This window comes from Rathayibacter tanaceti (genome assembly GCF_009834165.1).
Taxonomy (GTDB): domain Bacteria; phylum Actinomycetota; class Actinomycetes; order Actinomycetales; family Microbacteriaceae; genus Rathayibacter; species Rathayibacter tanaceti.
This window is the reverse complement of record NZ_CP047186.1, coordinates 3,013,742-3,035,627: the sequence shown is the minus strand read 5'-3', so window position 1 is coordinate 3,035,627 and position 21,886 is coordinate 3,013,742. Positions and strand designations below refer to the sequence as shown.

Genomic DNA, 21,886 nt, shown 5'->3' with positions numbered 1-21,886 from the left:
TCGGCACCATTGCAGAGGGAGGGGAGGCCGACGTCCGAGCCAGCGATGTTCACGGTAACACGATGGTGAGGTCGCCGTGAAGGGCCTCGCCGGCGGTCTTTCCGCACGGCGGCATCGACGACGGCTGTTCGCTCGCTCGGCCGGATCCTCGGTTCAGCGGGTGAAGACCTCGGGCAGCGGGCCGGTGTCGCCAGAGGTGCCGACGATGGATCCCGTCGCTCCGTCGATCATCACGACGAGCCAGTCGAGGTCGATCGGCTGTGCGCCGAACGTCGGCCGCCGGAGCGACCGACCCGGGGACCGTGCTGATCACCGCGGTCGCCACCGCCGTGGTGCTCCTGGTCGGATGGGCAGCGCTGAATCTCCGGCCTCGGCGTGGCGGTGACCGCGACTGACGGCGGCGCGACGGCGTCGGCTCGGAGGCGTCGGCGCTGAGGCGGCCGCGCAGCCCTCAGCGGTCCGCGAAGCCTCCCGAGCGGGCCGACACCTCCCAGCCCTGATCCGCCAGCCAGCGCAGACCGAGCGTGCACACCGCGCGCGAGCCGTCTCGTCGCGAGTGCCCGCGGACCTCGGCGCCCACCCGTGTCGGCACCAGGTCGTCGTGGACGTCGATGGACCGCCCGTCCGGCGCGATGTCTCCGCAGCTGCGCACCACCTGCTCGCGGAGCTCGGTCGAGGTCGCCGGGACGACTCGACGGAGGGCATCGGGGTCGGACGCGTCCAGCGCGCCGAGGATGTCGGTGACCGTGCTCCGGTCGGCGCCGACCGGAGGCACCGTGCCGGCCGTCGGGTCGTCCCCGATCATGACGGCCGCGCCCACGATCGCGACCAGCAGAAGCAGCAGCAGGCCGAGTCCGACGACCCGCCGGGCGAGGCGACCACCCCGGGTCCCCGGCCGGTGGAACTCGGCGTCGGGAGAGAAGAACCACTCCGAGCTCATGGCAGTCGCTCCGATCGGGGAGGCGGCGCCTGGCTCCCGGGCGGGACCGGCTCCTTCGAGCATCTCTCGATGCTGCCCACCGTAGGGGAGCCGGTGCCCTCTGAGCACAACCTCAGCAACAACGACCGGTGCCCCCTCGTCCGTGGGGACGAGGGGGCACCGGTCGGGGCGGTGGGCCCGGTCAGGTCTTGCTGCGGGCCATGACGGCGCGCTGCAGGAGCACGAAGACCAGGAGGATGCCTCCGGTGATGATCGTGGTCGCCTCCGGCGGGATGCCGCCGTCGCGGGTAATGAGGACGTTCATCAGGCCGAGGACCAGGGCGCCGACCACAGAGCCGAGGACGAAGCCGACGCCGCCCGTAAGTAGCGTGCCGCCGATGACCGTCGCCGCGATCGCGTCGAGCTCCCAACCGGTGCCGGTGATGTTCTGCGCGCTGCCGAGGCGGGCCGTGTAGACCACTCCGGCGAGACCGGCGAGGGTTCCGCTGACGGTGTAGATGAACAGCTTGGTCCGCACGACCGGCAGTCCCATCAGGGCCGCCGACTGCTCGGAGCCGCCCATCGCGTAGACCGTGCGGCCGAGGCGCGTGCGGTGCAGCACGAAGAACGCGCCGGCCACCACGAGGATCGCGATGATCACGCCCGGGCTGATCACGAAGTCGTTCACCTTCGGACCGTCGATCAGCTTGATCGGGGCGGCGAGGCTCAGCACGGCCGAGTCCTCGGGGAGCCGCTCCGGCACGGTGCTCAGCATCGAGGCGAGACCGCGGGCGAGGAACATCATCGCCAGCGTCGCGATGAACGGCTGGACGGCGAAGTACTGGATCAGCACGCCCGAGATCACGCCGAAGAGCGCACCGATCAGGACCATCACGACCATCACGAGCCACGGGTTCCAGCCGGCGTTGATCAGGAGCACCCCGCTCACGCTGCTGAACGCGATCACCGCGCCGACCGAGAGGTCGATGCCGCCGGTGAGGATCACGAAGGTGAGTCCGACGGCGAGGATGATCAGGTGGGCGTTGTTGACCAGCAGGTTCGAGAGGGTGCTGGCCTGCAGGATCCGCCCGTAGGCGGACTCTCCGTAGACGATCATCCCGAAGAAGATGATCAGCGCCGCCAGCGTGGGCAGCTTGTCGAGGTGCTGGCTCAGCCAGCCGCGCGCCCCGGAGGCGCGCTTCGTGCTCGCCGGAGGGGCGGAGCGGGTCATCACGGCACTCATGCGGGGATCGCCTCTTTCTGCGGGACACTGCGACGTGCCTCGCGACGGGACGTGAAGGCGGAACGGACGCGCTCCGACTGGAGCAGGCAGAGCGCGACGATGACGATCGCCTTGAAGGCGGGCGTCGCGGAGGACGAGACTCCGAGGAACACGACGGTCTTGTCGAGGGTGGCGATCAGGATCGCGCCCACGGCCGCTCCGGTGATGGTGAACTTTCCGCCGGCGAGCGAGGTGCCGCCGATGACGACCGCGAGGATCGCGTCGAGTTCGAGCTGGTAGCCGGTGCGCGAGACGTCGACCGTCATCACGCTCGCGGTGGCGAAGACGCCCGCGACACCGGCGAGGATGCCGCTGCCGATGTACGCGGTCATCAGGAGGCCGCGGCGGTTGATGCCCGCGAGGCGGGCCGCCTTCGGGTCCATGCCGATGGCCTCGATCATCAGGCCCAGCGCGCTGCGGCGCACCAGGACTCCGACGACGACGACGATCGCGATGGCGAGGAGGAACACGACGGGGAGCCCGAAGACGTACCCGTTCGCGAGCCAGCGGAACGGCTCGTTGGTGGCGGCGGTGTTCTGCCCGCCGGTGATGACCTTCGCCAGGCCGCGGCCGGCGAGCATCACGACCAGGGTGCTGATGAAGGGCTGGAGGCCCACCACCGAGACGAGGACGCCGTTCACGGCTCCGAGCACGGCGGCCACCAGCAGGGCGACCGCGAAGGCCCCCGCCGCGGCGCCCAGCGAGTCCGGCGCACCGGCGGAGTTGAGGAACTCCATCGAGACCGCGCCGGCGACCACCATGATCGAGCCGACCGAGAGGTCGATGCCCCCGGTCGCGACGACGAGGCACATGCCCACGGCGATCATCAGGATCGGAGCGGCGGCGCGGGCGATGTCGATGACGTTGCCGACGAGGTAGCCGGTGGTCGGGCTGACCGAGACGGCGAGGTAGCCCGGGTCCTTCACGACGTTGACGAGGAGGAGCAGGGCGATCGCCACGACTCCCCAGAAGTATTGGCGGCGGATGATCCCGCCGAGGACGGATCCCCGGGCGGGTCGGGTGTCGCTGCTCATGATGCGGCCTCCTGCGTGGCGCTCTCGAGGACGACGACGTCCTCGTCGACGACTCCCTCTGCGGCGATGGTAGTGACGATCGACTCCGCAGTGACAGCGGGACCGTTGAGGATCTCCGCGATCACGCGGTGGTCCTTCAGCACGATGATGCGATCACTGAGGCGGACCACCTCGTCGAGCTCGGACGAGATGAACACCACGGCGACGCCCTCGCCGGCGAGGGCGACGACCTTCTCTTGGATCTCGGCCTTCGCTCCGACGTCGATGCCGCGGGTCGGCTCGTCGAGGATGAGGATCTCGGGGGCGGTGGCGAGCCAGCGGCCGAGGAGGACCTTCTGCTGGTTGCCTCCGGAGAGCTTGCTGATCGGGCGGTCGGGGTCGGCCGGGCGCACGTTGAGCTCGACGAGGTACTTGCCGACGATCTCGTCCTTCTCCTTCTTGGAGAGGGGGCGCGCCCAGCCGCGCTTGGCCTGCACGCCGAGGATGAGGTTCTCGCGGACCGAGAGGTCGCGGATGATGCCCTCGTCGCGGCGGTTCTCGCTCGAGAACGCGATCTTGTGCGCGAGGCCGGCGGTGGGCGTCGGCACGTCGATCTTCGTGCCGTGCATCGTGATCTCGCCCGTGTCGGGCTTGTCCACGCCGTAGATCAGGCGGGCGAGCTCGGTGCGCCCGGAGCCGAGGAGCCCGGCGAAGCCGACGACCTCGCCGCGGTGCAGCGTCAGGTCGGTGCTCTCGATCGAGCCCTTCTTGCCGATGCCCTTCGCCGTGTAGAGCGGAGCGTCGCGGTAGAGGTGGTCCTGGCTCTCGCGCTCGGAGTCGAGGGAGCGCAGCGCCGCGATGTCCTTGCCGATCATCTTCGAGATCAGCGAGGTGCGGTCGAGGTCGTGGGTCAGGTACTCGCCGACGAAGGTGCCGTTGCGCAGCACCGTCAGACGGTCGCTGATCGCGTAGACCTGGTCGAGGAAGTGCGAGACGAAGAGGATCGCGACGCCCTCCTCGCGGAGGCGCCGGATGACGACGAAGAGGTTCTCGACCTCGTTCGCGTCCAGGCTCGAGGTGGGCTCATCGAGGATGAGCACCCTCGAGTCGCTCACCGTCGAGCGGCTGATCGCGACGAGCTGCTGCATCGCGATCGAGAGCGACGCGAGCGACTGGCGGGTGTTGAGGTGGCCGAGGCCGAGCTTCTCGAGCGCGACCTTCGCCGCCTGGTGGGTGGCCCTCCAGTTGATGCCGAAGGGTCCGCGGATCTCGTAGCCGAGCATCACGTTCTCGCCGATGGAGAGGTTCGTGACGAGGTTGACCTCCTGGTACACGGTGGAGATCCCCGCGGCCTGCGAGTCGGCCGTGCCGGTGAGGCGACGGGTCTCCCCGTCGACCACGATGTCTCCGCTGTCGATGCGGTAGACGCCGGTGAGGGCCTTGATGAGCGTGGACTTGCCGGCGCCGTTCTCACCCATGAGGGTGTGGACCTCGCCCGGGAACAGGCGGAAGTCGACGCCGTCGAGGGCTTTCACGCCGGGGAAGCTGATCGAGATGTTCTTCATCTCGACGATCGGAGGCGAACCTGTCATGTCGCGTCGTTTCCGTTCTCGAGCGGGGCGCAGCCGAGCGGGTGCGCCGGGGGGCGGAGCGACCGGGGCCGGCGGGAGCGCCGACCCCGGTCGCTCCGGGGGAGTGGTGCCGCGTCGGTGACGACGCCGGGCGACCAGTGGAGCGGAGCGGCTAGAACGTGCGGTCGGGCAGCACCGTGGCCGCGGCCTCAGGCGAGTCGAAGGTCTCGCTCGGGACGACGATCGAGGACTCGACCGTCTCGCCGGCGAGGGTCTTCTCGACAGCGTCGAGCGCAGTGTCGCCGAACAGCGGGTTGTACTCGGCGACGAAGCTCAGCTCGCCGTCGGCCAGCGCCTGGAGGGCGTTCTTGGTGCCGTCGATCGTGGCGATCTTGACGTCGGTGCCGGGGGTGAGGCCGGCCTCCTGGACGGCCTGGACCGCGCCGAGGCCCATCTCGTCGTTCTGGGCGAAGACGAGCTGGACGTCGTTGTTGTTCGACTTCAGGACGGTCTCGAAGACGCTCTTGGCCTCCTCGGTCGACCAGTTCGCGGTCTGCGCGCCGACCTTGGTGAACGTCGAGTCGGCGCCGATGACCTCGTCCCAGCCCTCGTTGCGCTCGTTGACGACCGAGACTCCCGCGGGGCCCTCGAGCGTGAAGTACTTCGCGCCGCTCGGGAAGGTGGTCTTGGCCCAGTCGGCGACCGAGGTGCTGACTGCGATGTTGTCGGGCGCGATGCGGGTGACGTAGAGGTCGCTGTTGTCCGGCTCGATGCCGCGGTCGATCAGGATGACCGGGATCTCGGCCTCCTGGGCGCGCTCGAGCGAGTCCTCCCAGCCGGAGCCCTCGGTGGCCGAGAGCAGGATGATGTCGACGCCCTCGTCCACGAAGGAGGTGAAGGAGTCGATCTGCGACTTCTGGTCTCCGTTGGTGGCGGGGGCGTACTTGAGGTCGAAGCCGGCGTCCTTGGTGAACGTGTCCTCGATGTTGGTCTCGTTCGCCTGGCGCCATGCGCCCTCGGGGCCGACGGCGACGAAGCCGATCGTGGTGAGGTCACCGCCCGAGCCGGAGCCCGAGTCGGAGCCGCCGGAGCAGCCGGCGAGGCCGAACGCGAGTGCGCCGACTGCTGCGAAACCCAGGAACTGGCCGATACGTCTCGTCGTGGACATAGATCTCCTCCTTGAGATCGCGGGCGCGGTAGAGCGCCCGAGATGGTGGACCGCGTCGGGCCCTGAACACGGGCCTGGCGGCCCGAGGTGCGGTGAGTGCAGGATGTGCAGTGGGCGCCGGCCGAAGCAGCGCCGCCCCCGAATGTTACCGTGAACAAAATGCGACCCGCAACAGCGTGCCCGTCGGTCTCGGTAACGATCCGGTCGCGGAGGCCGGCTCTCCCCACCTCGGCTCCGAGTGCGCGACCCCTCGTGGGCGAAGAGGAACGTCAGTCGTCGGAGTCGTCGTCGCGGTCGGCCGCGATCATCTCGACGATCGTGTCGACCGTCAGCCACGGGCCGTTGCTGACCTCGCCGATCTTCTCGCGGTCCTTGAACACCACGATGCGGTCGCTCAGGCGCACCACCTCCTCCAGCTCGGAGGAGATGTAGACGACCGAGACGCCCTCCTTCGCGAGCTGCGAGACGTGCGCCTGGATCTCGACCTTCGAGGCGACGTCGATGCCGCGCGCCGGTTCGTCCAGGACCAGCAGCCGCGGCCGGGTCGCGAGCCAGCGCGCGAGGACCACCTTCTGCTGGTTGCCTCCCGAGAGGTACTTCACCGGCAGGTCCGAGTCGCCCGGGGCGATGTTCAGGGCCTCCACGTAGGTGCGCACGAGAGTCTCGGTCTCGGCCGCCGACAGCGGATGAGCCCAGCCGCGCAGCGCCTGCAGGCCCAGCACGATGTTCTCGCGGACCGAGAGGTCGCCGATGATGCCGTCCTCGCGGCGGTTCTCGCTCGAGTGGGCGATGCGGTGGCGGAGGCCGGAGACCGGGTCGACGATGTGCGCGGGCTCGCCGTCGATGAGAACCTCGCCCGTGTCCGGCTTCTCGACTCCGCTCACGAGCGAGGCGAGTTCGGTGCGGCCCGAGCCGCGCAGGCCCGCGAAGCCGACGATCTCGCCGCGGTGCAGTTCGAGATCGGTCGGGCCGACGGCTCCGCGGCGGCCGATGCCGCGAGCCCGGTAGATCGCGGGGCCGACGGGCTGGCGCCGGTGCTCGCGCCGGTCGGAGCCGATCTGCCGCAGCGCGTCGATGTCCTTGCCGATCATCTTCGCGATCAGCTCGGCCCGGTCCATGGTGTGCGCCGGGTACTCGCCCACGGTCCCTCCGTCGCGCAGCACCGTCAACCGATCGCTCAGGGTGAGGACCTGCTCGAGGAAGTGCGAGACGAACAGGATCGCGACGCCCTGGTCGCGGAGCCTCCGCAGCACGGCGAAGAGGCGGGCGACGTCGCCGAGGTCGAGGCTCGAGGTGGGCTCGTCGAGCACCAGCACGCGCGGCCGGTCGACCATCGCCCGCCCGATGGCCACCAGCTGGCGGATCGCGGGCGAGAGCGAGCGCAGCGGGAGGTGCGGATCCAGGTCCTCCAGGCCGAGCTCGGCGAGCATCTCGGCGGCCCTCCGGTGGGTACGGGACCACGAGATGCCGAAGCGGCCGCGGATCTCGTGGCCGAGCATCACGTTCTCGCCGATGCTGAGGTTGTCGGTCAGGCGCTCGTCCTGGAACACCGCGGTGATGCCCGCGGCCTTCGCTTCAGCGGGACCGCTGAACCGGCGCGTGACGCCGTCGACCACGATCTCGCCCGCGTCCGGCTGGTGGATGCCGGTGAGCGTCTTGATCAGCGTCGACTTGCCGGCGCCGTTCTCCCCCATCAGGCCGTGAATCTCGCCGGGTACCAGGCGCAGATGCGCCTCGCGAAGAGCCGGTCCGGAGGCGAAGGACACGCGGATCCCGATCATCTCGACGACGGGGGCCGCGGGACTCCGGGTCGTCCTCGATGCGATCGCCACGTGCCGTCCTCGGTTCGTGTGCGGCACGCCGTCAGGGTCGACGCGCCAGGGGCTGCCGCCGATGATACGCGAGCGCGGGCCGCGGGATCACTGCGGGCGGATCACGATCGAGGCGGGGCGGTGGAGGCGCGCACCACCAGCTCGGTCGGGATGCGGGTGCGCTGCGGGATCTCCTGCCCGCGGATCCGGGCGTGGATGACCTCGGCGACGGTCGTGCCCAGCTTGTCGAAGTCCTGCCGCACGGTCGTCAGCGGCGGGAGGAAGTGCCGGGCCGTGGGCAGGTCGTCGAAGCCGATGACGCTGACGTCCTCCGGCACGCGGATACCGCGTTCGACGAGGCCGTGGATCACTCCGAGCGCCATCTCGTCGTTCGCGACGACCATCGCGGTGAAGTCGGGCACCGACTGCAGGCTCGCCGCGAAGTCGTAGCCGGAGTCGGGTGTCCAGTCGCCGATGACGATCGGGCGCTCGTGCATCCCCCACGACTTCGCCCGGCTGTGGAACGCGCGCTCGCGAGCGCGCGCATCGAGCCAGTCCAGCGGGCCCGAGAGGTGCAGGACGTCGCGGTGGCCGAGGCCGCCGAGGTGGTCGACGGCCTGCGACATCCCTGCCTGCTGGTCGACCGAGACGGTGAGGAAGGTGGGGTCCTTGTCGCTTTTGACCACCAGGGTCGGCACGCCGATCTCGACGCTGCGCAGTGTCGCGACGGAGGAGGAGCGCGGCGCGATCACGCAGAGCGCGTCGATCCCGAGCCCCATCAGGTGCTCGATCGCATCTCCCGGCGTCATCTCGAGGTCGGGCCGCAGCGCGACGGAGGTGATCGAGTAGCCCTTCTCGCGGGCGGCGCGCTCGATCGCGCGGAGCGTGCTCGACGGGCCGTACTCGGAGCCGCTCTCGATCATGACGCCGATGCGGTCGGTGCGCTGCGTGACGAGAGAGCGGGCGGCGATGTTCGGGCGGTAGTTGAGCTCGTCGACAGCCTCGAGGACCTTCTGGCGGGTCGACTCCTTGATGTTCGGGTGCCCGCTGAGCACACGCGACACGGTCATGTGCGAGACGCCCGCCACCGCCGCCACATGGCGGAGGTTCGGCCGATCGGCCATGGTGAGGACCTCCTCCGCTCCCCGGGCGGGTGAGCCGCGCCACCCCGGCACGGACGAGGCGGAGAAGGCTCGGCTGCCGAGGGTGGGACCAGCATAGCCAGGCAGTCCCGACCGGCCGGTGGGGGACTCCTGAGTGAGCTGCCACGCTCCTCCCGCGCCGTCAGGACCGGTTCCCGATCCGAACGGTGCGCCCGACCTCCTCCACTCTGACGACCGACGACCCCCCCGACACTCTCAGCGGTCGTGGCGCGTCACTTTCTCGAATCCCCCGAGTGATAGCCCTTCATGCATCGACGATGCGCGCATGCAGTCTGATTGTCGATGCGCTGACAACCAGTTACCTCGGGTCTTACGGCGAAGGATGCACCCGCTCGGCGAGGGTCTTCTGCTCGTGATGGGACTCGGACATGAGGTTCACTGGCATCCTGCCCTCCATTACGGCTCGCTAGTAGGTTGCTTGCCCGTGATCGCGTGAATTCTGGGGTGCAACGAGTCCGCGCCAGAATCCCTTATGCTGAGAATGCTCAGCGACTATCCCCGGCAGGATCGGCGCGGCATCCATTCCTCGAGAGAGAATGTCGTCTAGCGAAGCGATGACGTCCAGCGCCGAGCGTGGACTGAATTGACCCGCGAGACGTTTTGCTTTCGCGCGAACATTATTGGGTGTGGGGCCGGCGTCGATGATGGAGTGGTTCCAAAGCCGACTGTGGTGGGCGCACCTATTTCGCAGATATACGAGGGCGCGCACCCGGTAGGCGAAACCGGCCTGAGCGACTCCGAGGCTGGATGCCACTGCACCAGCCAGAGAGCCTGTGCCGCCGCGCTCGATGCATTTGGACAACGTTCCGAACGACCAGACCTCGACCGCGGACCATACCGGCAGTTCTCCGAACCTCGCCGCTCCCGTCGCACCCTCGGTCTCTGTGAAGCGCAGGATATGTCGCTCCTTGCTGCGCTCGATGTCCCGCAGACACGAATTGACTGTGGGCTCGGCGCTCGGTGCGTCTGAGTAGAAGCTCTCTGCGAGGTAGGTCTCGTAGGGTCCGTGTTCTCGGGCTATGACGTGAGCGGTGTGGCTACGCAGAAGGAGCTCTGCGCGCCCAAGCTGTTCCCCAAGAGTGTGCCTGAGCGCTTCGTCTGCATCGTAGATTGCTTGGATTTCTTCGAACCAGGTTCCCTGCATGAAGGTATCGTCGCCGTGATGCGGGGCGCGCTGGAAGTATCTGACATATCCGGAGAATCGGTAATAGTTCTGTGCTGCCAAGAATCTTTTGCACGCTTCTTGGTCGACAATGCAGAGGCCGCGGTCGAGAAGCAGCTGAATCTGCCGCGTCCATGACAGGGTCGGCTTCTGTGCCATCGTGATCCCCGGATACCCAGAAAAGAGGAAGGCCCCTCCCATGTGAGCATCGTGGAGAGGCTTGGGAGGGGGTCAATCGATCCCAACATACCAGACGTTCGCCGCGGCCACCGTGCCCGCTTCCGCGCGTCCGTCGTGGTCGTTCCGTCCTCGCCGCGGTCGGAGGGGTCCGGTGCGGGTGCGGCTCGCGGTGCGGCGGAGACTGCGGTCGGGCGATGCAGGCGGGTACTGTCGGGATCCACATGGCACGCGACAACGAACCGACCGTCATCCTCACCGACCCGCTCGAGGAGCGCCTCCGAGCGCAGGTAGCCCGCGAGGGGGAGCGCGCCGTCGCTCTGCGCTCCGCGGCTCTGCTCAGCGGCGGCTACGAGGGCGAGGCCTTCCTGCTCACCGTCGGCGGTGAGCACGCAGCGGGTGTCCTCCAGGGCGCCCCCTCCCTCTACTGGCCCGAGCTCTGGGGCGCCCGTGCCCTGCTCTACGTCTGGGACGAGGCGGCGGCCGACGCCGTGACCGCCGGACTCGCGAATCCGTCGTGGCGCGTGCGCGAGATGTGCGCGCGCGTGTGCACGGAGCGCGTGCTCGGCGGGCAGAAGAAGCTCGCGCGACTCACCACCGACGAGCATCCGCGGGTGCGTGCCGCCGGGGCCAGGGCGCTGGTCGCCGCTGCTCTCGCGGGGATCTCCTCCGGCCGGGACGCGAAGGGCGAGTTCGCGTCGAGCGTCGAGGGCACGCTGACGGCGATGCTCCGCGACCCGGACCGCGACGTTCGCCGCGCCGTGCAGCAGGCGGCCGACGCTCTACGGGCGGCGCGCTCGGCGTGAGTCCTCGGCGCCGTCGGCCCAGCCCACGCCGCCCGACACCGCTGCACCCCGGTTCATCCGCCGTGAACGATCCTGCCGGCGCGGTGGTGTCGAGCCCTCCGTGGGCGCCGTGCGCGATGAACCGGAGGCGGAGCCCGGGTCTCAGCCGCCGACGTGGGAGCCGAAGCCGGACTTGCCCGTGCCCCCGAAGCCGCCGGAGAGGGTCGCGCGGGAACCGACCGTCGATCCGGCGGGCGCCTTCTGGACGACGTCGGGCTGCGTCGCTCCGCGGGCCGCGAAGCCGCCGGAGGGGACGGTCGCCCAGCTCGTCGCACGCGTCGAGCTCCAGCGCGACCCCGGGAAGATGATCGGGCCGAGCCAGAAGCCGCCCGCGTAGTGGCCGCGGTACTCGTCTGTCGACTCGCACAGCTGCTCCGGGTCGTCGCCCACGGGCTCGCCCTGCGCCTGGAGCTCGGCGACCTGCTCGCGGACGTCGGCGAGACAGTCCTCACGGCTCGCGTAGACCGGGCGCTCGGCGTTCTCGGGGATCACGTAGTCCTGGCCGTCGGCGCCGGTGGCCACGATGCCGTCGGAGGACGGGCTCGCCGAGTTCAACGCGACGGCCAGGCCGATCGCTCCGACCGCGACCGCGCCTCCGATCAGGAGGCCGCGGCGCTGAGAAGCGATGCCGCTGACGCCGACGTCGCGCGACCGGCGCCGAGCGGTGCCGGTCCCTCTCTCGTCGCCGGTGTCGTCGTGCGCGGAGTGTTCGGGCCCGGTCATCGGATCTCCTCGTCCTGGGGGCGGTGCTCGCGGACGTCCTGCGGCCGGAACCGCTCGGGGCTCCCGAAGACCGGAGCGGCATCCTTGACCCGACCGCCCTCGATGAAGTGAGGGACGAACTCGGCCAGGTCGCCGGTGATCGGGCCGCTGGTCTCGCGGACGTCGATGCCGGCCGGGGTCTCGCCGACGATCCAGCTGCCGATGACCACGGTCTTCCCGTCGATGCGGGCCAGCTCGGCGCGCGCCTGGTGCACGAATCCCTCCGCGCCGTAACCGCCGCCGTTCTCGGCGACGACCGTGCCGTCCGCGTCGAGGACCGTCACGTTCGCTCCCTCGCGGCCCAGGCGCGGCTTGCGCACCTGCGCGGTGCCCACGAGCGGCCGGGCGGAGGCGGGCAGCAGGTTCGGGTGACCGGGGAACATCTCCCACAGCATCACCAGGAGCTGCTTGTTGCTCAGCAGGAGCTTCCAGGCCGGCTCGACCCAGCGCGTGCGCTCGCGCCGATCGAGCAGGAGGCCGCCGAACTGCTCGCCCAGCATCCACTCCCACGGGTAGAGCTTGAACACGTGCCGGATCGGCTCGCCCTCGGCGTCGAGGAAGCCGGCGCCGTCGAGCTCGTAGCGGATGTCCTCGACGAAGATCAGCTTGGGGTCGAAGCCGGCCTGCGCCGCCGTCTCGGCCATGTAGGCCACGGTGTCGGCGTCCTCGACGATCAGCTCGCCGTCTCCGGAGTCGTGCAGCGACGCGAGGTGCAGGCGCGCACCCTCGTCGAGCTGCCAGCGCTCGAGGCGGAGGTGGCGCCACTGCTCGACCAGCTGCTCGTGCAGGCTGTTGAACTGGTCGGCGTCCGGCCCGCGCGTCTCGATCAGCCACTGCCACTGGGCGGCGGCCGTCTCGACCAGCGAGGTCGGGGTGTCGGCGTTGAACTCGAGCAGCTTCACCGTGCCCGCGTCGTCGTAGGCGAGGTCGAAGCGGCCGTAGACGGTCGGGTCGTCCTCGTCCCACGAGGTGCGCACCAACTCGTGGAAGCGGGGCGGGACGCCGAACTCGGCGAAGCGGCCCTGCCGCACCACGCGCTCGCACGCCTCCATGCAGAGGTCGAAGAGCTCCGACGTCGCGCGCTCGAGCAGGTCGATCTCGGCCGGCGCGAACGAGTAGGCCGCGGACTCGTTCCAGTAGGGGCGGCCGCTTTCGGAGGGGAGGTCGTAGAAGCTGAAGCCGATCTCGTCGCAGCGGGCTCGCCAGTCCGGTCGCGGAGTGAGGGTGTGTCTGCGCATGGTGTCCGGTCAGTGTAGGTCGGGGGTGCGCGCGAGGTCAGGGGGTGGCGCCGCGCGCCGCGCTAGCCTCGACGGGAGCGAAAGGCCGTGCCATGACCGCACCCCTCCCGCTCGCGGGCGTGCGCGTCCTCGAGCTCGGCACCTTCATCGCGGCGCCCACCGCGGGCCGACTGCTGGCCGACTTCGGTGCCGAGGTGATCAAGGTGGAGCGGCCGGGCACGGGGGACGAGCTGCGCCGCTGGCGGCTGCACGAGGGGTCCGAGACCTCGCTCCTGTTCCATACGATCAACCGCAACAAGCGCTCGATCGCCCTCGACCTGCGCACGGACGACGGGCGCGACACCGTCCGCCGCCTGGTCGCCGAGTGCGACGTGGTGCTCGAGAACTTCCGCCCCGGCACGCTCGAGCGCTGGGGCATCGGGCCGGACGTGCTCGACGAGGCCCGCCCGGGCATCGTGATCGGGCGCATCTCGGCGTTCGGGCAGACGGGCCCGCTCTCGGCCCGCCCGGGCTTCGCAGCGGTGGCGGAGGCGATGGGCGGATTCCGTGAGCTGGTCGGCGACCCCGATCGGCCGCCCGTGCGCGTCGGGGTCTCGATCGGCGACTCCGTCGCCGGCCTCTACGCCGGCTACGGAGTGATGATGGCGCTGTTCCAGCGCGAGACGCGCCTCTCCGCCGGGCTCGGGCCGGCTCCGCTGAGCGAGCGCGTGATCGACGTGGCGCTGCACGAGGCGATGTTCTCGATGACCGAGTCGCTGATCCCCGACTACCAGGCTCACGGCATCGTCCGCGAGCGCGTCGGCGGGCGGATGGAGGGCATCGCCCCGACCAACGCCTACACCTGCGCCGACGGGTCGAGCATCGTGATCGCCGGCAACGCGGACGCGATCTTCCAGCGGCTGATGGCGGTGATCGGCCGGAGCGACCTGGGCGAGGATCCGGCGCTCGCCTCGAACGAGCAGCGCTGGCTCCGGCGCGACGAGCTCGACGCCGCGATCGGCGCGTGGACGGCGGGCCGCACCTCCGCCGAGGCGCTCGCGGTCCTCGACGACGAGGGCGTCCCCTCCGGCCCGATCTACACGGCCGCCGACATCAGCGCGAGCGAGCAGTACGCGGCGCGCGACATGATCCAGCCGTTCGACGTGGAGGACGCCGGCCGCACGCTGCACGGCGTGGGCTTCCCCGGGATCGTGCCGGTGCTCGGCGGGCGCTCCCTCCCGATCCGCTCGCTCGCGCCGACGCTGGGCGGCGACACGGAGGAGGTGCTGGCGACGCTGCGGGACGGGGCCGCGGCGCGCGCGGACGCTGCTCCTCCTGCTCCGGCCGCGGCCGGCGGAGGCGACCGGTGACCGCGCTCTCGGCCGCGCGCCTGCGCGACGTGACCCTGCGCGACGGTCTGCAGCTGACCGGCAGGCTCCTGCCGACCGAGCGCAAAGTCGACCTCGTCCGCGCTCTGCTCGCCGCGGGCGTGCCCGAGCTCGAGGTCGGCTCGATGGCGCGCGGCGACCTCGTGCCGCCGATGGCCGACACCCTCGAGGTGATCGCTGCGCTCACCCCCGAGGAGCTGGAGCGGTGCTGGGTGTGGGTCGCGACTCCGCGGCACGTGGAGAGGGCTGCCGCCGCAGGGGCGCGCCGCTTCCAGTACTGCTTCTCGGCGTCCGACTCGCACAACCTCGCCAACGTCGGCCGGCCGACGGAGGCGAGCCTGGCGGCGATGCCGGGGGCGGTGGCGCTCGCCGAGGGCGTCGGCGGCCGGATCCAGCTGTGCATCGCCACCTCGTTCACCTGCCCCTTCGAGGGGCCCGTCGATCCGGAACGGGTGCTCGCGATCGCACGCGACCCGCGGGCGGAGGGAGCGGCCGACGTGGTCGTCTGCGACACGCTCGGCCAGGCGCACGCCGACCAGGTGGCATCGCTCGTCGCGCGCGTCGTCGCCGAGACTCCGCCCCGCGAGATCGTGTTCCATGGACACGACACCTGGGGCTCGGGAGTCGCGAACGCGATCGCGTCCGTGCAGGCCGGCGCCGCGGTGGTCGACGGCGCGCTCGGCGGCCTGGGCGGCTGCCCGTTCGCGCCCGGGGCCAGCGGCAACACGGCGACCGAGGACCTCCTCTTCGCCCTGCGCCCGGACTGGTTCACGCCGGCCGTGTTCGCAGGCCTCGTCCATGAGTCGGAGGCGCTGCTCGGCGAACTCGGCGAACCGAACCGCTCGAAGGCCCGGGAGGGTGCCCGCTCGAACGCGCCCGCGTTCCCCTGGGCCGTGGGCGGCTGAGCGGCTCTCTGCGGGTCGTGTGCTGCTCCGGGAGGATGCGCGGCGGCCCGCCGAGTCGGTAGCGTGTCGTGCTCCGTCACCGATGCAGGGGAGCCCAGCCGTGATCCGACGTACCGCCGTGGGAGCCGCCGCGCTCCTACTCCTCGCCCTGACCGGCTGCACGGCGGAGTCGCCGGCGCCGACACCGTCCGCTTCCACCGGTGGCAGCCTGGAGCTGGCGGTCTCCACCGTCTGCGCGCCGGGCGTCGACCCGCAGTGCGTGGCGGTCGGCGGGCAGAACGTCGTCGTCGATCCTGCGGCCTTCACGAGAGCCGGGATCGCCTCGGCCGGGGTGGTGGACACCGGCGGCGTCGAGGTCGTCGATGTGCGCTTCGACGACGAGGGCGCCGCGGTCTTCCAACGATCGACGCGGGAGGCCGCTGACGCAGGCGCCGAGGCACGCCTCCTGATGCGGGCCGGCGACGAGCTCGTGGCGGCGACGACCGTGATGCAGGCGATGGAGGGTGACTCGGTGCAGATCGCGCCCGGTGACGCCGACGCGCAGGAGATCGTCGATCTGATCCGCGCCGGCTGACGGCGCTCGCCTCCGCCTCCCCGCTCAGCGGCGACGCGCGGATGGGGCGGCCACGTCCGGCCGCCCCGTCGTGTCACGGAGTGACGAGCACCTTCAGGGCACTGCGCTCGTCCATAGCGGCGTAGCCGGAGGGCGTGTCCTCCAGGTCGATCGTCCGGTCGAACACCCGACCGGGGTGCACGCTGCCGTCGAGCACGGCGGGCAGCTGCTGCTCGATGTACGCGCGGACGGGGCGGGGCCGCCGGCCAGTCGGATGTTCCTCACGCCCTCGAGAGCGACGCGCTGGACGCCTCGACCGGCTCTCCGACTGCGGAGCAGCGCCGATGACGGTGGACGTGGGAGGCGTCACGAAGGACATCGTCTTCACCCGCGACGACACGCTCGACGTCCGCATCGACGACGCCTACCGCGCGACGTCCGGCATCGGATCGGGCGTGCGGGCGATCACCAGCGGACTCGTCACGGGCACCACGCTCCGCGTCGACCCGGACCGACGCCCGCCTCGCTCTCTCGGCAGAATCCCGTGGCCGTGCGGAATCGTGGCGCGGATCGGCGGGCGGTGTGCGATCCGCCTGTGGTGCCAAGAGCGGTCAAGGTCTACGCTGGCGCGCAGCTCGCCGGACGGCGTGCTGCCCTGAGCGATGATCGTGTGGAGATGGCCCGATGGCCCCTGACGCTCCGCTGCCTCCGAGAACGGATCTCGGACCCGACACCCGAGCCGAGAGCATCGGCGCCCTCGTTGACCTTCTCGAGGCTCTTCGCGATCCTCGCGCGATCAACTCCGGGCTCGCCGAGTTGGTCTCGGCCCACGCCCTCGTGCTGCTCCATCCGTCCGGAACTGTTCACGGCTCGGCGTTGGACGGTCGGGTGACGGCGATCGACGGCCCCTCGGTCGGGCCCGTCCTCTCGCGTCGTCTCGGACCGCTGTAGCGAGGCCGATCCGCGATGGCGAAGGCGACGTTGAGCTGGCTCAGGGGAATCGGTCATTCTGCCTATTCCCTTCTCCGCTGGTCTCGCTCTACCCTCGGCTCTGCCGCGCAGTCGCACCCGAATGACGACATCGCGGCACGCCCCGACCCTGGCGGAGAAGAGAGACCTGCGATGACGAACGACCCGACCCTCGACGATCCCGGAACCCGGCTCCGTACCCTCGGATGGACCGCGACCGCCGGCGGAGCAGCGCTCCGGATCCGGTCGGCCGGCACCTCCGAGACGAGATTCGGCCGAGCGTGGACTCGGGGAGGCGAGTGGGAGTCGCTGCCCGGCGAGGGCGCCGTCTACGGCCTCTACGCGGTCGAGGGAACGGGCACGATCGAGGCGAACGGCTCCGAGAGCCCCTATGCGCCCCACCGGCTCGTGCTCCTCGACGGCGGCGAGCCGGCGATCGTACGGATCCAGCGGCCGACGGCCCTCTACCTCTGGCGCTTCGAGTCCGGCATGCTCTCGGCCGCGCCGGTGCGCGGACGCCGGGGCGGCCGCGAGTTCCCGGAGACAGCGACCGCGCCGTTCCGAGCCCTCACCAACAGCCTCCTCGAGGCTGACCCGGCGGTCGCCGAGTCGATCTACGCCGCCCGCGCGAGCGAGTACCTCCTCGCCGCGGCCTTCGCCGGTCTCGACGAGCGTCGCCCGCGCGGCTCGGCGGCCTAGGGGCTCAGACCAGTCCGAGCACGAGGCTCGCGCGCACGGCCTGCACCCGGTTCGACACGCGCAGCTTGGTCAAGATGTGCTCGACGTGCGTGTTCACGGTGTGCCGAGAGAGGTGGAACGCGTCGCCGATCTCGGCGTTCGTCGCTCCGTCGGCCATCAGGCGCAGCACCTCGCGCTCGCGGCTGGTGAGACCCACATCCCCGGCGAGCACGTAAGCGCTGATCTGGACGCCCATCGACCGGCGGGCGGTGTCGAGCGCTACGTACTGGGCGTCGTCGAACTCGTGGATGCCCGCGAAGTTGAAGTGCAGACTCCCCACCACGCGTTCGCCGTGCAGGAGCACGAACGACATGCCCTGGGTGATGCCGGCCGCGACGAGGTGGTCGCGAGCCATCGCGGTCTCGCGGAATCCGGTCTCGCGGGTCCAGTCGAGGATCTCCTCGGGCGAGTCGAGGACCGAGCCGAAGTACTCGCTGTGGGGGATGAAGTCGTCGAGGCCGTCCTGGACGTGGGCGGCGGTCATCCCGTAACTGCGCAGCACCTCGTCGCGGGCGGTCGGTGTGCGGCGGATCGTTGCGGCGGCGAGCATGAAGGGCGCCGTGCGCTGCAGATCGAGCAGCGACGAGGTGAGGTGATCGTCCGCGCTGAGGAACCTCGGTGGCAGGAGGAGCGCAGGTGGAGCCGGCACCAGCTGCGTCACCGTCTCCGTCGACATGCAGACACTCTAGGTGGGCCCTCGGGCCGCGGAGGGGCCTGCGCACCTCTGCGGTGCCACGAGTGCGCAATATGTACACGCGCGCGCTCGTGTCGGGGCATCGTGGCCGAGAAGGCGGACTCGGAGGCCCGCACCGTTACCCTCGAAAGGTGCCCCTGTTCCTCCCTCTGCGCTCGCGCGACGCTGCCGCCGTCCCGAAGCGGCTCCTGCTGACCACGCGGGCCACGGGGACGAACGGCTGGATGAGCCTGTGGGGGACGAATGCGCACGGCGAGATCGCCGGCTGCCCGCCGCCGCGCGCGTGATCCGCGACCGCCCCTCCTCCTGAGACAGCGGCCGCGCCCTCGCGCTCGCTCACCTCTCCGGACGGAACCCCCTCATGCCGCACGCTCCCCTGCCCGCCGACCAGGCCCCGCACTCGATCTGGCGAGGACTGCGCCAGACGCTCCAGAAGGACACGGTCGGAGGCGCTTTCCTCCTCACCGCCACCCTCCTCGCGCTGATCGTCGCGAACAGTCCTGCTGCCGGGCTCTACGAGGCGGTGCGCGACGTCCGCTTCGGGCCCGAGGCGCTACACCTCGAGCTCAGCCTCGGAGCGTGGGCCGCCGACGGGTTGCTCGCGATCTTCTTCTTCGTGGTCGGCCTGGAGCTGAAGGAGGAGTTCGTCGCCGGTAAGCTGCGCGATCCCCGGACGGCGCTCGTGCCGATCGTCGCGGCGGTCGGTGGAGTCGCCGTGCCGGCCCTGATCTTCACCCTCGTCAACCTTCCCCGCGGCGGGGCGGCGCTCGACGGCTGGGCGATCCCCGCGGCGACCGACATCGCGTTCGCGGTCGCCGTGATCGCGGTGGTCGGAAGGTTCCTGCCGCCGGCTCTCCGCACGTTCCTGCTGACGCTCGCGGTGGTCGACGACCTCATCGCGATCACGATCATCGCCGTCTTCTACACGGCCGGCATCGACGTGCTGATGCTCGCGCTGGCGCTGATCCCGCTCGCGGTCTTCGCTGCGTGCGTGCAGCGCGGCGTGCGCGCCTGGTGGGTCCTGATCCCGCTCGGAGTCGCCACCTGGGCTCTGGTGCACGCGTCCGGGATCCACGCGACGGTCGCCGGCGTGCTGCTGGGCTTCACGGTGCCGGTGCTCGCCACGCCGCGCGCGCGGGTGCGAGTCGGCGCCGACGCCGACGGGCATCCGCTCTACGACGGCCTGGCCGCGCACTTCGCCGACCGCTGGAGTGTGCTGTCCACGACGGTCGCCGTCCCCGTGTTCGCCTTCTTCTCGGCGGGAGTCGCCCTCGGCGGCCTCTCGGGTCTCGCGGAGTCGTTCCAGGACTCGATCGCCCTCGGCATCATCGCGGGACTCGTGCTCGGCAAGCCGTTGGGCATCGCCGGCAGCACGTTCCTCCTGACCCGGTTGCGCGGGATCGCCCTCGATCCCTCGCTCCGCTGGGCCGACGTGATCGGCATGACCTTCGTCGCGGGCATCGGCTTCACCGTCTCGCTGCTGGTCGGCGAGCTCTCGTATGGCGCAGGCACCGGGTCGGACGACCACGTGAAGGTCGGCGTACTGACAGGCTCCTTCGTCGCCGCACTGATCGGGGGCACGATCCTCGCGCTCCGTGACCGGCACTACCGCCGCGTGCGCGGCGAGGCGCAGCACTAGCACGCCGTCGTCGGGGGAGGAGACGAGAGTCGTCGCCCGGCTCCCCTCAGGGCGGCGGACGCGTCGTCGCCAGTCGCCGCTACCTCTCACCGCCGAGGACCACGCACTCGCACACAACTCGAAAGGCTCCAGGCCGTTTATGGCCAGGCCGAGTACCTCCAGAAAGTGGGACCCGGATTCAACGAATCCGGGTCCCACTGTGCTCACTCCTCGGTCATCCGAACGTCAGAGTTCGGCTCCGACTGACTGTGCTTCAGTCGACTGCCGCGGCAGCCGGGCGACTGCTCTGTAGTAGAGCAACCACAGGATCGATCCGACCACGGGGAGGAGCACAACGACAACAAGCCAGCCCACCCTCGTTGCGGTGCTGAGACGCTGTGCCCTGATGATCGTCACGAGCGCGGACACCAGCAGAATCGCTGCCGCGATGGGGATCGCATACCAGAAGAACGCGTAGGCGTCCGGGATGATCACGTGTTCTGGCGTCATGAGAAGCTCCTGCGGAGGTGACCAGGCTAGCGGAGTCGTTCTGGACCTGACGTCCGATCCAGAGGTTCAGCGCCGAATCGGGCTCTGCGATGCTGTGGAGACCGAGACGGTTGACGAGGACGCGGCCGGAACCGGGGTAGGCGAGTGGTCGTCGCCGGTGCCGGCAGAGCAGGCGCGACGATCGAGGGATCGCCTGAGGGGATACGGACGAAGACCAAGCCTTTATCGTACTCGCGTCGATCACTATGCCTTCGGCATGCGGTCACCCTTCCACGCCACCCTCCCGAGCAACCCAGATCAGATATCACCTCACTGTGCAGCGGACCCGCCCTTCCGGCGCACGGGTCGATGTGCCCTGGCCTGCCATGGTGGCCGTCGTCTCCGCGTGCACGGCTACCGCCGCGCGCACGGCGAGTAGCCTCGGCGGTGCCTCCCTCGGCTCGTGTCGGAGGGGCGCCGACCGATCACCCGTCAGGAGCCCGATGGCCGCCCCCACCGTCCTCGTCGTCTGCATCCACAACGCCGGCCGCTCGCAGATGGCCGCAGGCTACCTCCGTGCGCTCTCCGGAGGCGCCGTGCAGGTGCGCTCCGGCGGCTCCGAGCCCGGCGACCGGATCAATCCGGTCGCGATCCGGGCCATGGCGGAGGAGGGCATCGACATCTCGCAGGCGGTTCCGCAGCTGATGACCACCGAGCAGGTGCAGGCGTCCGACGTCGTGGTCACGATGGGCTGCGGCGACGTCTGCCCGGTCTTCCCCGGCAAGCGCTACGAGGACTGGGACCTGGCCGACCCGCACGGCAAGGAGCTCGACGAGGTTCGGGCGATCCGCGACGACATCCGGCGCCGCGTGCAGGCGCTCCTCGCTGAGCTGCTGCCCGCCTGAGCGTGCCGACCGACGCCGTCGCGTCGCTCGGCTCGAGCACCGCCAGAGTGCGCTCTACCTCGCTGCGATGGTCGTCGGCGGAGGCGCGGGGCTGCTCGTTCCCGCGGCGCACCACCTCGACGGTGCGATCGAGTCCGTGCTCGGGCTGCTGCTGTTCGCGACGGTCCTCGGCGTCCCCTTCGCCGCCGTCGGGCGTGCGCTGCGGGACGGGTCCTTCCTGGCGGTGGTCGGAGTGGTGAACGTCGTGCTCGTTCCGCTGGTCGTCGTCGGGCTGTCGAGGTTCGTCGCCGAGAGTCCCGCGTTGCTGTTCGGGGTGCTGCTGGTGCGGTCGACGCCGTGCATCGACGACGTGATCGTTCGCGGGTCTGGCGGGAGGCGCCTCCGACCGGCTCCCCACCGCTGTTGATGGTCGCGGTCGGCCTCGGGGGGCCCAGGTGGGAGCAGGCGTCGCCGCGCTTCCGGGCACCGGCCCGGCGGGCGCTCCTCTCGGTCCGCTCGAGCCGGGGCGGCGTGCGTCGAGGAGGCGCGACTCCAGTA

Annotated in this window: 24 protein-coding genes; 11 read left to right on the top strand and 13 right to left on the bottom strand. The window is 70.5% G+C overall.

The annotated features are described in order from the left end of the window. Nucleotides 1–451 precede the first annotated feature (451 nt). From GSU10_RS14340 to GSU10_RS14305, 8 genes are all read right to left on the bottom strand, one after another. The gene (locus GSU10_RS14340) at nucleotides 452–940 is read right to left on the bottom strand and encodes a hypothetical protein (protein WP_132505300.1); all 489 of its coding nucleotides are present in this window, start codon (nucleotides 938–940) and stop codon (nucleotides 452–454) included. Between the two features lie 181 nt (nucleotides 941–1,121). Next, a complete protein-coding gene (locus GSU10_RS14335; protein WP_068211988.1) occupies nucleotides 1,122–2,162 on the bottom strand; it encodes an ABC transporter permease subunit in 1,041 nt (346 codons plus the stop codon). Next, complete coding sequence (locus GSU10_RS14330; RefSeq protein ID WP_068211990.1) at nucleotides 2,159–3,235, bottom strand: ABC transporter permease; 1,077 nt, start codon at nucleotides 3,233–3,235, stop codon at nucleotides 2,159–2,161. Before GSU10_RS14330 ends, GSU10_RS14335 begins: the two co-directional genes overlap by 4 nt. Then, nucleotides 3,232–4,806, bottom strand: a complete 1,575-nt coding sequence (locus GSU10_RS14325) for a sugar ABC transporter ATP-binding protein (protein ID WP_132505303.1) — start codon at nucleotides 4,804–4,806, stop codon at nucleotides 3,232–3,234. The genes GSU10_RS14330 and GSU10_RS14325 overlap by 4 nt, the downstream gene beginning before the upstream one ends. A gap of 151 nt (nucleotides 4,807–4,957) precedes the next feature. Continuing rightward, complete coding sequence (locus GSU10_RS14320; protein WP_068211993.1) at nucleotides 4,958–5,953, bottom strand: ABC transporter substrate-binding protein; 996 nt, start codon at nucleotides 5,951–5,953, stop codon at nucleotides 4,958–4,960. 269 nt (nucleotides 5,954–6,222) lie between these two features. Then, complete coding sequence (locus tag GSU10_RS14315; protein ID WP_338419331.1) at nucleotides 6,223–7,785, bottom strand: sugar ABC transporter ATP-binding protein; 1,563 nt, start codon at nucleotides 7,783–7,785, stop codon at nucleotides 6,223–6,225. Between the two features lie 101 nt (nucleotides 7,786–7,886). Then, nucleotides 7,887–8,888 (bottom strand): LacI family DNA-binding transcriptional regulator, encoded by a 1,002-nt coding sequence (locus GSU10_RS14310; protein WP_068210906.1) that lies wholly within the window; start codon nucleotides 8,886–8,888, stop codon nucleotides 7,887–7,889. 445 nt (nucleotides 8,889–9,333) lie between these two features. Next, a complete protein-coding gene (locus GSU10_RS14305) occupies nucleotides 9,334–10,248 on the bottom strand; it encodes an Abi family protein (RefSeq protein ID WP_082845131.1) in 915 nt (304 codons plus the stop codon). Between the two features lie 242 nt (nucleotides 10,249–10,490). Here GSU10_RS14305 and GSU10_RS14300 point away from each other — a divergent pair, with 242 nt between their 5' ends. Continuing rightward, complete coding sequence (locus GSU10_RS14300; protein ID WP_068210952.1) at nucleotides 10,491–11,072, top strand: hypothetical protein; 582 nt, start codon at nucleotides 10,491–10,493, stop codon at nucleotides 11,070–11,072. 141 nt (nucleotides 11,073–11,213) lie between these two features. Here GSU10_RS14300 and GSU10_RS14295 read toward each other — a convergent pair whose 3' ends face one another. Together GSU10_RS14295 and GSU10_RS14290 are read right to left on the bottom strand one after the other, a co-directional pair. Continuing rightward, the gene (locus GSU10_RS14295) at nucleotides 11,214–11,834 is read right to left on the bottom strand and encodes a hypothetical protein (protein WP_068210908.1); all 621 of its coding nucleotides are present in this window, start codon (nucleotides 11,832–11,834) and stop codon (nucleotides 11,214–11,216) included. After that, complete coding sequence (locus GSU10_RS14290; protein ID WP_068210911.1) at nucleotides 11,831–13,111, bottom strand: glutathionylspermidine synthase family protein; 1,281 nt, start codon at nucleotides 13,109–13,111, stop codon at nucleotides 11,831–11,833. The genes GSU10_RS14295 and GSU10_RS14290 overlap by 4 nt, the downstream gene beginning before the upstream one ends. A 92-nt stretch (nucleotides 13,112–13,203) precedes the next feature. Here GSU10_RS14290 and GSU10_RS14285 point away from each other — a divergent pair, with 92 nt between their 5' ends. The 3 genes from GSU10_RS14285 to GSU10_RS14275 all read left to right on the top strand — a co-directional run bounded on the left by GSU10_RS14285 (nucleotide 13,204) and on the right by GSU10_RS14275 (nucleotide 15,957). Continuing rightward, the gene (locus GSU10_RS14285; RefSeq protein WP_068210914.1) at nucleotides 13,204–14,460 is read left to right on the top strand and encodes a CaiB/BaiF CoA transferase family protein; all 1,257 of its coding nucleotides are present in this window, start codon (nucleotides 13,204–13,206) and stop codon (nucleotides 14,458–14,460) included. Next, nucleotides 14,457–15,383 carry a beta/alpha barrel domain-containing protein gene (locus GSU10_RS14280; RefSeq protein WP_132505306.1) on the top strand — a complete coding sequence of 309 codons (927 nt, stop codon included), beginning with the start codon at nucleotides 14,457–14,459 and terminating at the stop codon, nucleotides 15,381–15,383. The genes GSU10_RS14285 and GSU10_RS14280 overlap by 4 nt, the downstream gene beginning before the upstream one ends. Nucleotides 15,384–15,483: 100 nt before the next feature. After that, nucleotides 15,484–15,957, top strand: coding sequence for a SecDF P1 head subdomain-containing protein (locus GSU10_RS14275; protein ID WP_132505309.1), 474 nt, complete (start codon nucleotides 15,484–15,486; stop codon nucleotides 15,955–15,957). Nucleotides 15,958–16,030: 73 nt separating this feature from the next. Here GSU10_RS14275 and GSU10_RS14270 read toward each other — a convergent pair whose 3' ends face one another. Continuing rightward, nucleotides 16,031–16,153, bottom strand: a complete 123-nt coding sequence (locus tag GSU10_RS14270) for a hypothetical protein (RefSeq protein WP_330220145.1) — start codon at nucleotides 16,151–16,153, stop codon at nucleotides 16,031–16,033. 127 nt (nucleotides 16,154–16,280) lie between these two features. Here GSU10_RS14270 and GSU10_RS14265 point away from each other — a divergent pair, with 127 nt between their 5' ends. The 3 genes from GSU10_RS14265 to GSU10_RS14255 all read left to right on the top strand — a co-directional run bounded on the left by GSU10_RS14265 (nucleotide 16,281) and on the right by GSU10_RS14255 (nucleotide 17,604). Then, nucleotides 16,281–16,595, top strand: a complete 315-nt coding sequence (locus GSU10_RS14265; protein WP_068210920.1) for a hypothetical protein — start codon at nucleotides 16,281–16,283, stop codon at nucleotides 16,593–16,595. 25 nt (nucleotides 16,596–16,620) lie between these two features. Continuing rightward, nucleotides 16,621–16,887 carry a hypothetical protein gene (locus tag GSU10_RS14260; RefSeq protein WP_132505312.1) on the top strand — a complete coding sequence of 89 codons (267 nt, stop codon included), beginning with the start codon at nucleotides 16,621–16,623 and terminating at the stop codon, nucleotides 16,885–16,887. Between the two features lie 171 nt (nucleotides 16,888–17,058). Continuing rightward, the gene (locus GSU10_RS14255; protein WP_068210923.1) at nucleotides 17,059–17,604 is read left to right on the top strand and encodes an AraC-like ligand-binding domain-containing protein; all 546 of its coding nucleotides are present in this window, start codon (nucleotides 17,059–17,061) and stop codon (nucleotides 17,602–17,604) included. Nucleotides 17,605–17,608: 4 nt separating this feature from the next. Here GSU10_RS14255 and GSU10_RS14250 read toward each other — a convergent pair whose 3' ends face one another. Beyond that, nucleotides 17,609–18,319, bottom strand: coding sequence for a helix-turn-helix transcriptional regulator (locus tag GSU10_RS14250; RefSeq protein WP_068210926.1), 711 nt, complete (start codon nucleotides 18,317–18,319; stop codon nucleotides 17,609–17,611). A gap of 149 nt (nucleotides 18,320–18,468) precedes the next feature. Between GSU10_RS14250 and GSU10_RS14245 the strand changes: the two genes are divergently transcribed. Both GSU10_RS14245 and nhaA read left to right on the top strand, forming a co-directional pair. Then, complete coding sequence (locus GSU10_RS14245; protein WP_158286120.1) at nucleotides 18,469–18,624, top strand: hypothetical protein; 156 nt, start codon at nucleotides 18,469–18,471, stop codon at nucleotides 18,622–18,624. A 74-nt stretch (nucleotides 18,625–18,698) separates the two neighbouring features. Continuing rightward, nucleotides 18,699–19,976: a Na+/H+ antiporter NhaA gene (nhaA, locus tag GSU10_RS14240; protein ID WP_068210929.1), complete on the top strand. Its 1,278-nt coding sequence runs from the start codon at nucleotides 18,699–18,701 to the stop codon at nucleotides 19,974–19,976. Nucleotides 19,977–20,201: 225 nt separating this feature from the next. Here nhaA and GSU10_RS14235 read toward each other — a convergent pair whose 3' ends face one another. Then, nucleotides 20,202–20,465, bottom strand: a complete 264-nt coding sequence (locus tag GSU10_RS14235) for a PLDc N-terminal domain-containing protein (RefSeq protein ID WP_132505315.1) — start codon at nucleotides 20,463–20,465, stop codon at nucleotides 20,202–20,204. A gap of 482 nt (nucleotides 20,466–20,947) precedes the next feature. On the opposite strand from GSU10_RS14235, the gene GSU10_RS14230 reads away from it, so the two are divergent. Both GSU10_RS14230 and GSU10_RS14225 read left to right on the top strand, forming a co-directional pair. Beyond that, complete coding sequence (locus tag GSU10_RS14230) at nucleotides 20,948–21,349, top strand: arsenate reductase ArsC (RefSeq protein WP_068210932.1); 402 nt, start codon at nucleotides 20,948–20,950, stop codon at nucleotides 21,347–21,349. A 67-nt stretch (nucleotides 21,350–21,416) separates the two neighbouring features. After that, a complete protein-coding gene (locus GSU10_RS14225) occupies nucleotides 21,417–21,755 on the top strand; it encodes a hypothetical protein (protein WP_068210934.1) in 339 nt (112 codons plus the stop codon). Nucleotides 21,756–21,886: the final 131 nt, after the last annotated feature.